The organism is Streptomyces sp. NPDC052299 (assembly GCF_040679335.1).
GTDB lineage: Bacteria > Actinomycetota > Actinomycetes > Streptomycetales > Streptomycetaceae > Streptomyces.
On sequence record NZ_JBFAUP010000036.1, the window covers coordinates 24,372 to 37,569 of the forward strand.

Sequence of the window (13,198 nt, forward strand, 5' to 3'; positions counted from 1 at the left end):
GGTCGGAGGAGTGTCAACGGGCCAGCGGGTGGGTCAGCTCGTCGTACACCGCCAGCACCTGGGCCACCGTGTCGTCCTCGGTCGGCCAACTCGCCGCCTGCCGAAGGCCCTCGGCGGCCAGCCGGTCCCGCTCGGCCGGGTCGCCGACCAGCCGGGCCACCCCGGCGGCCAGCGCCCCGGCGTCCGCGTACGGCACGAGGAGGGCGGCGTCCCCGACGAGTTCGGGCGTGCCGCCGACCGCGGTGGCGACCAGGGGCACCCCGGCCCGCAGCGCCTGCTGGGCGGAGGTGGAGCGGGACTCCCAGCGGCTGGGCAGGACGGCGACGTCGGCGGCGGCCAGGACGGCCGCGGCGTCGGACCGGTCGCCGAGCAGTTCGACGGGCAGGCCCTCGGCCGTGATCCGCCGCCGCAGAGCCGCCCGCTCGCGCCCCTCGCCGACGACGGCCACCAGCGGAACGGGGTCGAGCAGGCGCCAGGCGGCCGCCGCGTCGAGCAGGGTGCCGTAGCCGTGGTGCGGGACGAGACTGCCGAGCGCCACAATCAACGGCCGCTCCACCGCGCCCAGTTCGGCGCGGATCTTGACGGCGGGCGGCCCCGCCCGGCCCGGTGTCCGGGGGGCGGCGACGGGCGCGAGCCGGGCGTCGCGGGCGCCCCGGGCGCGCGCCCGGTCGACCAGGTCGGAGGAGGTGGCGAGCACGACGGCCGCCGCGCGCACGGCCCTGCGCTCCAGGAGGTGCACCAGCCGGCGGCGGGCCCCTTCCGCGTGGGCCCGGGTGTGCCAGGTGACGACCAGGGGGGTGCGCCGCCCGCTGAGCGCCAGGGCGGCCCGCACGGCGGCGTGCAGTCCGTGCGCGTGGACGACGTCCGCGTCGGCGCAGGCGGCGCGCAGGGCCGCGACGGCCGCGGGGTCGCTGCGCCGGGGCACGGGCGCGAAGCGGGCGCCGGTGGCGGCGAACTCGTGGACGCGGTCCAGGGCGGCCGGCGCGCAGACCGTCACCCGCACTCCCCGGGCGACCAGCCCGGCGGCCAGCGAGCCGGCGTGTGTGCTGCTGCCGGCACTGCCGCCGCCGAGTACCTGGACCGTGCGCAGCTGTGACACGTCGATTGGCTCCCGGGGCTCCCGAGTCGGGGGTACGAACACGGCCAAGGATGCCAGTCCGTACGCACGTTCCGGCACGACGGAACCGTTACTCCGGGGCCCACCACGACAAATCGGACAGCCGACACCACCCGCACGGGTGAAAGCGTGTACGGCACCACGACACCCGTACGGCGGGTGCGTGAGCCGGGGCACGCACCCATGGCGTGCCCCGGCCGGAACGGCTACCCGTCCGCGCGGGCCGTGGCGAGCAGTTCCTCGGCGTGCGCCCGGGCGGTCTCGGAGTCCTCCTGGCCCGCGAGCATCCGGGACAGCTCCCGCACCCGGTCCTCACCTTCCAGGACGGTGACCCCGCTGCTGGTCACCGAGCCGTCCACGGTCTTCTCGACCAGCAGCTGCCGGTCGGCGAACGCGGCCACCTGGGGCAGGTGCGTGACGACGACGACCTGGGCGGACTTCGCCAGCTTCGCGAGCCGCCGCCCGACCTCGACGGCCGCCTTGCCGCCGACGCCCGCGTCGACCTCGTCGAACAGGTACGTGGGCACGGGGTCGGAGCCCGCGAAGACCACCTCGACCGCGAGCATCACCCGGGACAGCTCACCGCCGGACGCGCCCTTGGCGATCGGCCGGGGCTGGGCCCCGGGGTGCGGGGCGAGGAGCAGTTCGACCTCGTCGGCGCCGGACGGGCCGTAGGCCACGTTGCGGCCGCCGATCTCGATGCCGGACGCCTCGTCCGCCGCCTCGGTCTGCCGGATGTCGAAGGACACCCGTGCGTGCGGCATGGCCAGGGACGCCAGCTCCTCGGTCACCGCCTCCGCGAAGGACGCGGCGGCGGCCGTCCGGGCGTCCGTCAACGCCTGCCCGAGACCCGAGAGTTCGGCGCGCAGGGCGTCCCGCTCGGCGGTCAGCTCACCGATTCGGTCGTCGTCGCCCTCCAGCTCGGTGAGCCGGGCCGCGCCCTCCTGCGCCCAGGCGAGTACGGCGGCGATGTCCTCCCCGTACTTGCGGGTGAGGGCGGTGAGCGCGGCGCGCCGCTCCTCGACGGCGGCGAGCCGCAGCGGATCGGCGTCGAGCTGGTCCGCGTAACCGGACAGTTCGCCCGAGACGTCCGCGAGCAGGATCGAGATCTCGCCGACCCGGTCCGCGAGCGAGGCGAGCGCCGGGTCGTGCGAGCGCACCCCGTCGAGCGCCTGCCGGGCCGCGGCCACCACGGTCGTGGCGTCCAGGGCCTCCGGGTCCTCCGGGTTGCCGGCCAGCGCGGTGTGCGCGAGGGCGGCGGCGGAGGCGAGCGCGTCGGCGTGGCCGAGCCGCTGGGCCTCGGCGGCCAGCTCGGTGTCCTCCCCGGGCAACGGTTCGACGGCGGCGATCTCGTTGAGGCCGAAGCGCAGCAGGTCGGCCTCCTGGGCGCGTTCGCGGGCGCGCGTCGTCAGCTCGTCCAGCTCCGCCGCGACGTCCCGCAGCCGCCGGTAGGCCGCCGCGTACTTGGCGAGCGGGACGGCGACGCCCTCGCCCGCGTACCGGTCGAGGGCCTGGCGCTGCCGGGCGGGCTTGAGCAGGCCCTGCTGGTCGGTCTGGCCGTGCACGGCGACGAGTTCGTCGGCCAGCTCGGACAGCACGCCCACGGGCACGGATCTGCCGCCGAGGTGCGCCCGGGAGCGCCCTTCGGCGGAGACGGTGCGGCTGATGAGCAGCGCCCCGTCCTCGATCTCGGCCCCGGCTTCCTCGGCGCGCAGCGCCACCGCGTCGCCGTCGGCCACCGTGATCCGGCCCTCGACCACCGCGGCCTTGGCGCCGATCCGCACCAGGGCGGGGTCGGCGCGCCCGCCGAGCAGCAGCCCCAGGCTGGTGACGACCATGGTCTTGCCGGCGCCGGTCTCACCCGTCACCGCGGTGAAGCCGGGTGACAGCTCCACCACCGCGTCGTCGATGACTCCGAGCGACCGTATCCGCATCTCCTCCAACACGGACATGACCATACGAGGTTTCCCCGCCCGCGTGCACACGGGCCACGGCCCGGGCCGCCGGATCGTGCGGCCGGGCCGGGATCAGTGCGGCGCGCCCCGCCACCCCGACACGGGCAGCGCGAACTTGGCCACCAGGCGGTCCGTGAAGGACGCCTGGTGCAGCCGGGCCAGGCGGACGGGCACGGCACCGCGCCGCACCTCGACCCGCGCCCCGGAGGGCAGCTCGACGGTCCTGCGCCCGTCGCACCACAGCACCCCGTGCGGGGTGTGCGGCTGGACCTCGACGGCGAGCACCGACTCCGGCGAGGTCACGAGCGGCTTGGCGAACAGGGCGTGGGCGCTGATCGGGACCATCAGCAGCGCCTCGACCTCCGGCCAGACGACGGGCCCGCCGGCCGAGAAGGCGTACGCGGTCGAGCCGGTGGGCGTCGCGCACACGATGCCGTCGCAGCCGAACCCGGTCACCGGGCGGCCGTCGATCTCCAGGACGACTTCGAGCATCCGCTCGGGCGACACCTTCTGCACGGCCGCCTCGTTGAGCGCCCAGTCGGTGTGCACGACGTCCCCGTTGCTGTGCACCACGACGTCGATCGTCATGCGCTCCTCGACCGTGTACGCCCGGGTGACGACCCGGTCGACCACCTTGTCGAGGTCGTCGCGCTCGGCCTCGGCGAGGAAGCCGACCCGGCCGAGGTTGACACCGAGCATGGGCACGCCGGAGGCGCGGGAGAGTTCGGCGCCGCGCAGCAGCGTTCCGTCGCCGCCGAGAACGATCAGCAGTTCACAGCCGTTGAGCACCTCGGGTGTGGCATCGGTGACGGTCTCCACGGACGGCGGCAGCGGCAGGTCGGCCGCCTCGGTGGCGAGGACCCGCACCTCCAGGCCGTTGCGCAGCAGCCCCTGCACCACGAGTTCCGCGCTGCGGATCGCGGCCGGGCGGCCGGTGTGCGCGAGAAGGAAGACTGTACGTGCCTCATGCGTCGTCAACGGGGCCCCTCCGCCACTGCACGGTCGACATCCGCGGGATCGAGTTCCGGTGCTCCGGCCCGCAGCCACAGAAAGTACTCGACGTTCCCCGAGGGCCCCGGCAGCGGGCTCGCGGTCACGCCCCGCACCCCCAGGCCCAGCGCCCACGCCCGGCGGGCCACTTCCCGTACCGCCTCGGCGCGCAGTTCGGGGCTGCGCACCACACCGCCGCTGCCGAGGCGTTCCTTGCCGACCTCGAACTGGGGCTTGACCATGAGGACCAGGTCGGCGCCGGGGGCCGTGCAGCGGACGAGGGCCGGCATCACGAGGCCGAGCGGGATGAACGACAGGTCGCCGACCACCAGGTCGACGGGGGCGCCGTCGATGGCCTCCAGGGTGAGTTCCCGGACGTTGGTGCGGTCCTTGACGACGACGCGCCGATCGGACTGGAGCGACCAGGCGAGCTGCCCGTAGCCCACGTCCACGGCCACCACCTGGGCGGCCCCGGCGCGCAGCAGCACATCGGTGAACCCGCCGGTCGAGGCCCCCGCGTCGAGCGCCCGGCGGCCCTCGACCTCCAGCCCGAGCGGGACGAAGGCGGCGAGGGCGCCGGCCAGCTTGTGGCCGCCGCGCGAGACGTACTCGGGGTCGCTGTCGTCCTTGGTGACGACGACGGCCGCGCTGGTCTCGACCTGGGTGGCCGGTTTGGTCGCGGTGTTGCCGCCGACGGTCACCCGGCCCGCCGCGATCAGCTGGCTGGCGTGCTCGCGCGACCGGGCCAGCTTGCGGCGTACCAGCTCGGCGTCGAGACGGCGACGGGCGACTCCTGCCACGTTCGGTTCAGCTCCTGTGGTTGTACGGGGGCACCGGTACGGGTGGTCCCGGTGCGGGGGCGGGCCCGGCGTCCAACGCGCTCAGCGCCGCGCGCAGGCCCCGGTGTACATCCTCGTACACCTCGGTGTGTCCGTCCGCCGCGAGGTGGTCGGCGTCGGCCAGCCGCTCCAGCAGGGCGTCCACCTCGGCGTTGCCGGTGGGCGTCCGTACGACACCGAGGGGCGCGGGCCCCGCGGGCTCGGCCGGCTCCGGCGGTGCGTCCGTCTCGGGCTCGGGCATCGGGTCGCTCATGCGGAAACGCTACCGCGAAGCGCTGGGGTAACGTCGATCATGATGGCGACCATGGCGGAGTGCCGCAGCGCACTCGACAGACTTTCCGACAACCTCGCGGGGGCCGACGGCGACGTGCGCCGCGCCGCCGACCTGGACCGCTCGCTGAGCTGCCACATCCGGGACCTGGACATCACGTTCACCGGCCGCCTGGCCGGCGGCCGCATCCGGGTCCTGGACACACTGGAGGGCCCACCTCGCGAAAAGGCCGAGATCCGCCTCGCGATGACCGGCGACGACCTGGTCGCCATGGTCGACGGCGACCTGAACTTCGCGAAGGCGTGGGCCTCGGGCCGAGTCCGCCTGGAGGCGGGCTTCAGAGACCTGCTGAAACTGAAGTCCCTGCTGTAGCGAAAAATCAAGCCGTAGCGAGAATCAAGCCCGCCCGGCGATTGAGGACGTCTTTTCGGCCCCGCGCGCAACGCGCGCCCTCGCTGCGGGCACGACCAAGGGCGTCCCCGTCTCCGGATCGGAGATCACCTGGCACCGCAGCCCGAACACCCGCTCCACCAGCTCCGCGGTGACGATCTCCCCCGGTGCCCCCTCCGCGACGATCTCCCCGCCCCGCATCGCGATCAGATGCGTGGCGTACCGGGCCGCGTGGTTCAGGTCGTGCAGGACGGCCACCAGCGTCCGCCCCTGCGTCTCGTGCAGCTCGGCGCACAGGTCCAGCACGTCGATCTGGTGCTGGATGTCGAGGTACGTCGTCGGCTCGTCCAGCAGCAGCAGCGGCGTCTGCTGGGCGAGGGCCATCGCGATCCAGACCCGCTGACGCTGACCGCCCGACAATTCGTCGACATAGCGATCGGCCAGCTCGCCGACGCCCGTCGCCTGCATCGACTCCTGGACGACCCGCTCGTCCTCCGGCGACCACTGCCGCAACAGGCCCTGGTGCGGGTACCGTCCCCGCGCCACGAGGTCCGCGACCGTGATGCCCTCCGGCGCGATCGAGGACTGCGGCAGCAGGCCCAGCGTCTTCGCGACCTTCTTCGCGGGCAGCCCGTGGATCGACTCGCCGTCGAGCAGCACCCGGCCCCGGCTCGGCTTCAGCATCCGGGAGAGCGCCCGCAGCAGCGTCGACTTGCCGCAGGCGTTGGGCCCGACGATCACGGTGAACGAGTGGTCGGGTATCTCGACCGAAAGGTTCTCCGCGATGACCCGCTGGTCGTATCCGAGGGTCACCGAGTCCGCGGTGAGGCGCTGCATGGTCGTACTCCGGGGGTCGGGCGGTCGGCTGTCGGACGGTCGAAGAGGGGCGGCGGATAGGGGTCTCATATGCGCCCCGCCTTGCGTTCGGTCACCAGCAGCCACACCAGATAGCAGCCGCCGAGCACCCCGGTGACCACACCCACCGGCAGCTGACGGTCACCGAACGCGTCGAGCGCGACCCAGTCGGCGACGAGCAGGAGCGCCGCCCCCATGAAGGTCGAGGCGACCAGGTTCGGCCCGGTCGACCGGGTCAGCCGGCGCGCCAGCTGCGGGGCGCTCAGCGAGACGAAGGCGATCGGCCCGGCGGCGGCCGTGGCGACGGCGACGAGCAGCACGGCGGCGCCCATCAGAAGGAGGCGGGTGCGTTCCACCCGTACCCCGAGCGCGTACGCCGCGTCGTCGCCCATCTCCATGACGCGCAGGGCCGGGCCGTGCCCGTACACCAGCGGGAGCAGCACGGCGCAGACGACCAGCAACGGCCAGACCTGCGCCCAGTCGCGCCCGTCGAGCGAGCCGGTCATCCAGACGACCGCCCGCGTCGCGTCGACCAGGTTCGCCTTGGTGATCAGGTACTGGGTCGCGGCGGTCAGCATGGCCGCCGCCCCGATCCCCACCAGGACGAGCCGGAAGCCGTGCACCCCGCGCTTCCACGCCAGCAGGTAGACGGCGAGGCCGGTCAGCAGACCGCCGACGACCGCACCGGCCGCGACCTCCTTCGCGTCGCCGCCGAAGAGGACGATCACGGTGAGCGCCCCGACCGTGGCGCCCTGCCCGAAGCCGAGTACGTCGGGGCTGCCGAGCGGGTTCCGGGAGATGGTCTGGAAGACGGCGCCCCCGGCACCGAGCGCCCCGCCGACGAGGAGCCCGACGAGGACCCGGGGCAGCCGCAGGTCCCTGACGATGAACTCCTGCTGGAAGGTGCCGTGGCCGAAGAGCGTGTTCAGGACCTCGGCGGGCGTCATCGAGAAGTCGCCGCTGCCGATGAGGACGACGGCGGCGCCCGCCGCCACGAGGGCCAGGAGCAGGACGACCAGGGCCGCCCGCGCGTTCACGCGGAACGAGTACCCGCCCGTCCGCACGGCCCGCACCGGACGGACGGCGCGCGCCGTCTCCTTCGTGGTCGTGGCGCTCACAGCTGGGACATCCTCTTGCGTCGTACGAGGTAGATGAAGACGGGCCCGCCGATGAGCGCGGTGACGATGCCGACCTGGAGCTCCGAGGGGCGGGCGACGACCCGGCCGACCACGTCGGCGCCGAGCAGGAGCACCGGGGAGAGCACCGCCGCGTACGGCAGGATCCACCGCAGGTCCGGACCGGTGAGGGTGCGCACCAGGTGCGGGATCATCAGCCCGATGAAGACGATCGGCCCGCACGCGGCGGTCGCCGCCCCGCAGAGCAGCGTCACGGCGAGCATCGCGAGCACCCGGGTCCTGGTCAGGTGCGCGCCCAGGGCCCGGGCGGTGTCGTCACCCATCTCCAGGGCGTTGAGCGGGCGTGCGATGAACACGGTGAGCAGGACGCCCGCCGCGATGAACGGCCACACCTTGCCGACGGTCTCCGTGTTCGCGGAGGCCAGCGAGCCGACCGTCCAGAACCGCAGCCGGTCCAGCGCCGCCGAGTCCAGCAGTTGTACGGCGTTGACGTATCCGTACAGCGCGGCGGTCACGGCCGTCCCGGCGAGGGCGAGCCGCACCGGGGTGGAGGACCGGCTTCCGCCGAGGAAGTACACGGCCACCGAGACGATCGCGGCGCCCGCGAACGCGAACCACACGTAGCCGGTCAGCGAGGTCACGCCGAAGAAGCTGATGGCGGAGACGACGGCGGCCGAGGCCCCGGCGTTGACGCCGAGGATGCCGGGTTCGGCGAGCGGGTTGCGGGTCAGCGCCTGCATCACCGCCCCGGCGAGCCCCAGCGCGGCACCCACGAGCAGCCCCAGGACCGTGCGGGGGACGCGGACCTCGCGCACGAGGACGTCGTCGCCGCTGCCCGCGTAGTGGAACAGGCCGTGCCACACGTCGGAGAGCGGCAGCGCCTTGGCGCCGATGCCGATGGACGCGAGACACACCAGCGCGAGGACGGCGACGGCCACCAGGAGCCCCACCGCTCTCGCCGCATGACGTCTGCGGGGAGCGGCGGCCTTGTCCGGCGCGGCTATCGGGCCGGAACTGGAATCCGGGGGGCTCTCAACCAACACCCGGTTAGGTTAGCCTACCCAGCCTTCCTGGACTCCAGGCCCGTCCTCACAGCCCGAGTCGGGCCACCGCCTTGTCCCCGTCCAGGTCACAGGCCCCGTCCCCGGCGTGCGTCCAGGCCGCCGCACACAGCGCCCGCAGCCCGTCGAGCGCGTCGCCGTCGCCCTCCAGCCGAAGCGCGCCGCCCCCGGCGGAAGCCGTCCAGCCGCCGCAGCGGAATCCCCGGCCGTCCTCGGTCACCTCGGGCTGTCCGGTGAGCAGCCCGCGCAGGTCCGCGTCGATGTACGTCGGCCGGTGCTCGGGAACGGCGGCCACCAGCTGCGCCGCGTCGGTCACCCCGGTCAGCACCAGCAGGGAGTCCACGCCGCCGTTGAACGCCCCCTCGATGTCCGTGTCGAGCCGGTCGCCGACCACCAGCGGACGTTCGGCCCCGGTGCGCAGCACGGTCTCGCGGTGCATCGGCGGGAGCGGCTTCCCGGCCACCTGCGGCTCGGCGCCGGTCGCGATCCGGACGACCTCGACGGCCGCCCCGTTGCCCGGCGCGATCCCCCGGGCGCCCGGAATCGTCAGGTCGGTGTTGGACGCGAACCACGGCAGCCCGCGGTTGATCGCGTACGACGCCTCCGCGAAGCGGCCCCACGCCAGGTCGGGGCCGCCGTATCCCTGGACCACGGCGACCGGGTCGTCGTCGGCCGACTCGACGGGTTCGAGGCCGCGTTCCCGCAGCGCGACGCGCAGCCCCTCGCCGCCGATGACCAGGACCCGGGCCCCGGCGGGCAGCTGGTCGGCCATCAGCCGGGCCACCGCCTGCGCCGAGGTGATCACGTCGGTCGCCTCGGCCGGGACGCCCAGCTCGGTCAGGTGCCCGGCCACGGCGGCGGGGGTGCGCAGCGCGTTGTTGGTGACGTACGCCAGGTGCATCCCGCCGTCCCGGGCCGCGCCAAGCGCCTCGACGGCGTGGTCGATCGCCTGCCCTCCGGCATACACGACACCGTCGAGGTCGAGCAGCGCCGTGTCGTACGCCTCGCTCAGCGCGGTGCTGCTGCCGCTCGGCCTGGTCCTGCTCGTCCCGCTCATGTTCCGCGCTCCTCTTCGACTGCTTCTCCCCGATCATCGCGCATCGGTGCAGCCCACATACGATGCGTGGATGAACACACGAGGCACGCCGGACCAGGGACTGCGTCTGCTCCCGTTCCGTGGCCTGCGGTACGTCCCCGAGCGGGTCGGCAGCCTCGCCGCGGTGACCTCTCCGCCGTACGACGTGGTCGTGCGGCCCGACGGGCTGCTGCACCTGGAGTCGGCGGACCCGCACAACATCGTCCGGCTGATCCTGCCGCAGGCCGGCACGGTCGCCGCCCGCAACGCCCGGGCCGCCGCCACTCTGGACGGCTGGCTCGCGGAGGGCGTCCTCGCGCCGGACGCCGAGCCCGCGCTGTACGTGTACGAGCAGCGCGACGACGAGATCCTGCAGCGGGGCGTCATCGGCGCCCTCGCCCTGTCGGGGCCGGCCGAGGGCGTGGTGCTTCCGCACGAGGACGTCATGGCGCACGTGGTCGAGGACCGGGCCGATCTGATGCGGGCCACCGCCGCCCATCTGGAACCGCTGCTGCTGACGTACCGGGGCGACGAGGACGCGGCGACGGGGGCGACCGCGGTGGTCGAGCGGACCGTCGGGCGCGAGCCGCTGCTCTGCACGACCACGGAGGACGGCTTCCGCCACCGGCTGTGGGCGGTCACCGATCCCGCCGAACGCGCGGAGATCCAGGCGGACCTGGCCCGGCACCAGGCACTGATCGCGGACGGCCACCACCGCTGGGCCACCTATCTCAGGCTCCAGCGGGAGCACACGGAGCCGGGCCCCTGGGACTACGGCCTGGTGCTGCTGGTGGACACCGCCCGCCACCCGCTCCGGGTCCGCGCCATCCACCGCCTGCTGCACGGGCTCCCGGTCGCGGACGCGCTGACCGCGCTGACCGGCCTGTTCCGGATACGGGAGGTGGCGGGGCCGCTTCCGGACGCGATGGCGGCCCTGGCGGGGGCGGCCGCCGAGGGCAATGCCTTCCTGCTCGCGGGTGACGGGGGTTTCCATCTGGTCGACCGCCCGGACGAGGCGCTGCTGGCCCGCACGGTCCCGGCGGACCGCCCGGCCGGGTGGCGCTCCCTCGACGCGACGGTCCTTCACTCCACGCTGCTCGACCGGGTCTGGCGCATCCCGGACGACCCGGGGCACATCGCGTACATCCACGACACCGCCGCCGCGGTGGAGCAGGCCGAGCGGAACGGCTCCACGGCGGTGCTGATGCATCCGGTACGTGAGGAGCTCGTCCGGGACCTGGCCCGCCAGGGCGTCACCATGCCCCGCAAGTCGACGTCGTTCGGCCCGAAGCCGGCGACGGGCCTGGTCATGCGCAGCCTGAACCTGGGCTGAACGCGCAAGAGGGCGGCACCCGCGCGGGGTGCCGCCCTCCTCTCATGCCTTACGCCTGGGACGTGCCGTCCTCGTCGGCGTCGTCCCGGTCAGCGTCGGCGGCGACGGGCTCGTCCTCGTCGTCCAGGGCGTCCACGAACTCGACGCCGTCCAGCTCGGCGAGGCGGTCGGAGGCGTCGGTGGCGCCGTCCTTGTCGGCCTCCAGCGCCTTGCCGAACCACTCGCGCGCCTCGTCCTCGCGGCCCGCTTCGAGCAGCGCGTCGGCGTACGCGTAGCGCAGGCGCGGGGTCCACGGGTGCACGGCGTTCGAGGCGAGTTCGGGGCTCTGCAGGGTGACGATGGCGGCGTCGAGCTGCCCCATGTCCCGCCGGGCACCGGCGGCCACGAGACGCATCTCGACCTGGCCGGCCTTGTCCAGCTTCTGCACCTCGGGCTCACCGGCCATGGCCATGGCCTTCTCGGGCCGCCCGAGACCGCGCTCGCAGTCGGCCATGACGGGCCACAGCTCCACGGACCCGGTCATCCGCCGGGCCGCCCTGAACTCGGCCAGGGCCTCCGCGTACTTCTGGGTCGCGTAGGCGGCGAATCCGGCGGCCTCGCGGACGGCGGCGACGCGCGAGGCGAGCCGGAGCGCGATGCGCGAGTACGCGTACGCCTGCTCGGGGTCCTCGTCGATGAGCCGGGCCACCATGACCAGGTTCCGCGCGACGTCCTCGGCCAGCGTCTTGGGCAGGCTCAGCAGCTCCTGGCGGACGTCCTGGTCGATCTCGTGGCCGGTGACGTCGTCCGGGATGGGCAGCCGCTTGACGGGCTCGCGGTCGCGGTCGTCCCGGCGCTCGTAACCACCCGGGCGGCCGCCCCGGTCGTCGCGGCCCCGGTAGCCGCCCCGGTCGTCACGGCGGTCGTCACGGCCTCGGTAGCCGCCGCCGCGGTTGTCGTCGCGACGGGGGCCGCGGTCGCGGTCCCGGTCGTCACGGCGGAACCCGCCGCCGGCCGGACGGCTGTCGTCCCGGCGCGGACCACGGGGGCGGTCGTCGCGCCGGTCGTCACGCCGCTCGTAGCCGTAGCCGCCGGAGCGGCCACCGCGGTCGTCGTCTCGACGGGGGCCACGATCCCGGTCCCGGTCGTCACGGCGGAAGCCACCCCGGTCGTCGTCCCGGCGCGGGGCACGGTCGTCACGACGGAAACCGCCACCACGGTTGTCGTAGCCGCCGCCACGGTCATCGCGGCGGAAACCGCCGCTGGAGGGGCGGTCATCGCGACGGAAGCCCCCGCCGGAGTTCCCACCACGGTCGTCACGACGGAACCCGCCACCGCGGTTGTCATCATCCCGGCGAGGACCACGAGGCCGGTCGTCACGGCGGTCGTCACGGCGGTCGTAGCCACCCGGCCGGCCACCCCGGTCGTCGTCCCGGCGCGGGGCACGGTCGTCACGACGGAACCCACCACCGGAAGAACCGCCACGATCGTCACGGCGGAAACCGCCGCTGGAGGGGCGGTCATCGCGACGGAAGCCCCCGCCGGAGTTCCCACCACGGTCGTCACGACGGAACCCGCCACCGCGGTTGTCATCATCCCGACGGGGACCACGAGGCCGGTCGTCACGGCGGTCGTAGCCACCCGGCCGGCCACCCCGGTCGTCGTCCCGGCGCGGGGCACGGTCGTCACGACGGAAGCCACCGCCACGGTTGTCGTAGCCGCCGCCACGGTCGTCACGACGGAACCCACCACCGGAAGAACCGCCACGGTCATCGCGGCGGAAACCACCGGAGGGACGGTCGTCCCGGCGAGGACCACGGTCGCGGTCGTCGCGGCGGAAGCCGCCCCCGGAGGGGCGGTCGTCCCGGCGCGGACCGCGCGAACGGTCGTCGCGGCCGCCGAAGCCGCCCCGGTCACCGCCGTCCCGGCGACGCGGCTCGCGCTCCGAACGATCGTCGGGAGAGTTGGTGGACATGGGTGGAGCTCCTGTCATCGGGGTACTACAGACATTCTTGCGCAGCCGGACACCCGACGCGCTTCGGGCAAAACAAAAAGGACCCTTGGTCCCAGCGCTGAACGCTGGGACCAAGGGTCCTTCAAAAATTGTTCGGCGGCGTCCTACTCTCCCACAGGGTCCCCCCTGCAGTACCATCGGCGCTGAAAGGCTTAGCTTCCGGGTTCGGAATGTAACCGGGCG

At 74.1% G+C, this 13,198-nt stretch carries 13 protein-coding genes and 1 rRNA gene; 2 read left to right on the plus strand and 12 right to left on the minus strand.

The window, feature by feature from the left end; translation table 11 throughout:
* Window positions 1-13 precede the first annotated feature (13 nt).
* From AB0L33_RS34085 to AB0L33_RS34105, 5 genes are all read right to left on the minus strand, one after another.
* Entirely contained in the window at window positions 14-1,099 is a 1,086-nt protein-coding gene (locus AB0L33_RS34085; RefSeq protein WP_365687532.1) for a glycosyltransferase family 4 protein, read from the minus strand.
* Between the two features lie 224 nt (window positions 1,100-1,323).
* Complete coding sequence (gene recN / locus AB0L33_RS34090; protein ID WP_365687533.1) at window positions 1,324-3,069, minus strand: DNA repair protein RecN; 1,746 nt, start codon at window positions 3,067-3,069, stop codon at window positions 1,324-1,326.
* A 75-nt stretch (window positions 3,070-3,144) separates the two neighbouring features.
* Window positions 3,145-4,050, minus strand: coding sequence for an NAD kinase (locus AB0L33_RS34095; RefSeq protein WP_365687535.1), 906 nt, complete (start codon window positions 4,048-4,050; stop codon window positions 3,145-3,147).
* Window positions 4,047-4,862, minus strand: coding sequence for a TlyA family RNA methyltransferase (locus AB0L33_RS34100; protein WP_365687537.1), 816 nt, complete (start codon window positions 4,860-4,862; stop codon window positions 4,047-4,049). Before AB0L33_RS34100 ends, AB0L33_RS34095 begins: the two co-directional genes overlap by 4 nt.
* 7 nt (window positions 4,863-4,869) lie before the next feature.
* Window positions 4,870-5,142: a hypothetical protein gene (locus AB0L33_RS34105; RefSeq protein WP_365687550.1), complete on the minus strand. Its 273-nt coding sequence runs from the start codon at window positions 5,140-5,142 to the stop codon at window positions 4,870-4,872.
* A gap of 54 nt (window positions 5,143-5,196) precedes the next feature.
* On the opposite strand from AB0L33_RS34105, the gene AB0L33_RS34110 reads away from it, so the two are divergent.
* A complete protein-coding gene (locus AB0L33_RS34110) occupies window positions 5,197-5,544 on the plus strand; it encodes an SCP2 sterol-binding domain-containing protein (RefSeq protein ID WP_365687539.1) in 348 nt (115 codons plus the stop codon).
* A gap of 24 nt (window positions 5,545-5,568) precedes the next feature.
* On the opposite strand, the gene AB0L33_RS34115 is transcribed toward AB0L33_RS34110, so the two are convergent.
* The 4 genes from AB0L33_RS34115 to AB0L33_RS34130 all read right to left on the minus strand — a co-directional run bounded on the left by AB0L33_RS34115 (window position 5,569) and on the right by AB0L33_RS34130 (window position 9,671).
* Entirely contained in the window at window positions 5,569-6,399 is an 831-nt protein-coding gene (locus tag AB0L33_RS34115) for an ABC transporter ATP-binding protein (protein ID WP_365687540.1), read from the minus strand.
* Between the two features lie 65 nt (window positions 6,400-6,464).
* The gene (locus AB0L33_RS34120; RefSeq protein WP_365687542.1) at window positions 6,465-7,535 is read right to left on the minus strand and encodes an iron chelate uptake ABC transporter family permease subunit; all 1,071 of its coding nucleotides are present in this window, start codon (window positions 7,533-7,535) and stop codon (window positions 6,465-6,467) included.
* On the minus strand, window positions 7,532-8,491 hold the full coding sequence (locus AB0L33_RS34125) for an iron chelate uptake ABC transporter family permease subunit (RefSeq protein WP_365687551.1): 960 nt from the start codon (window positions 8,489-8,491) through the stop codon (window positions 7,532-7,534). Before AB0L33_RS34125 ends, AB0L33_RS34120 begins: the two co-directional genes overlap by 4 nt.
* Window positions 8,492-8,642: 151 nt before the next feature.
* Window positions 8,643-9,671: an HAD-IIA family hydrolase gene (locus AB0L33_RS34130; protein WP_365687543.1), complete on the minus strand. Its 1,029-nt coding sequence runs from the start codon at window positions 9,669-9,671 to the stop codon at window positions 8,643-8,645.
* A gap of 70 nt (window positions 9,672-9,741) precedes the next feature.
* Here AB0L33_RS34130 and AB0L33_RS34135 point away from each other — a divergent pair, with 70 nt between their 5' ends.
* On the plus strand, window positions 9,742-11,022 hold the full coding sequence (locus tag AB0L33_RS34135) for a DUF1015 domain-containing protein (protein WP_365687544.1): 1,281 nt from the start codon (window positions 9,742-9,744) through the stop codon (window positions 11,020-11,022).
* 49 nt (window positions 11,023-11,071) lie between these two features.
* Here the strand turns inward: AB0L33_RS34135 and AB0L33_RS34140 are convergent, their stop codons facing one another.
* From AB0L33_RS34140 to rrf, 3 genes are all read right to left on the minus strand, one after another.
* Window positions 11,072-11,821 (minus strand): tetratricopeptide repeat protein, encoded by a 750-nt coding sequence (locus AB0L33_RS34140; RefSeq protein WP_365687553.1) that lies wholly within the window; start codon window positions 11,819-11,821, stop codon window positions 11,072-11,074.
* Window positions 11,758-12,819, minus strand: coding sequence for a hypothetical protein (locus AB0L33_RS34145; RefSeq protein WP_365687555.1), 1,062 nt, complete (start codon window positions 12,817-12,819; stop codon window positions 11,758-11,760). Before AB0L33_RS34145 ends, AB0L33_RS34140 begins: the two co-directional genes overlap by 64 nt.
* Before the next feature lie 287 nt (window positions 12,820-13,106).
* Window positions 13,107-13,198: ribosomal RNA gene (gene rrf, locus AB0L33_RS34150) — 5S ribosomal RNA — on the minus strand; the annotation flags it as partial.

Coding starts and splice junctions, on each gene's coding strand:
- AB0L33_RS34115 (WP_365687540.1), bottom strand. CDS start 6,399: ATGCAGCGCCTCACCGCGGACTCGGTGACCCTCGGATACGACCAGCGG.
- AB0L33_RS34105 (WP_365687550.1), bottom strand. CDS start 5,142: ATGCCCGAGCCCGAGACGGACGCACCGCCGGAGCCGGCCGAGCCCGCG.
- recN (WP_365687533.1), bottom strand. CDS start 3,069: ATGTCCGTGTTGGAGGAGATGCGGATACGGTCGCTCGGAGTCATCGAC.
- AB0L33_RS34135 (WP_365687544.1), top strand. CDS start 9,742: ATGAACACACGAGGCACGCCGGACCAGGGACTGCGTCTGCTCCCGTTC.
- AB0L33_RS34110 (WP_365687539.1), top strand. CDS start 5,197: ATGGCGACCATGGCGGAGTGCCGCAGCGCACTCGACAGACTTTCCGAC.
- AB0L33_RS34130 (WP_365687543.1), bottom strand. CDS start 9,671: ATGAGCGGGACGAGCAGGACCAGGCCGAGCGGCAGCAGCACCGCGCTG.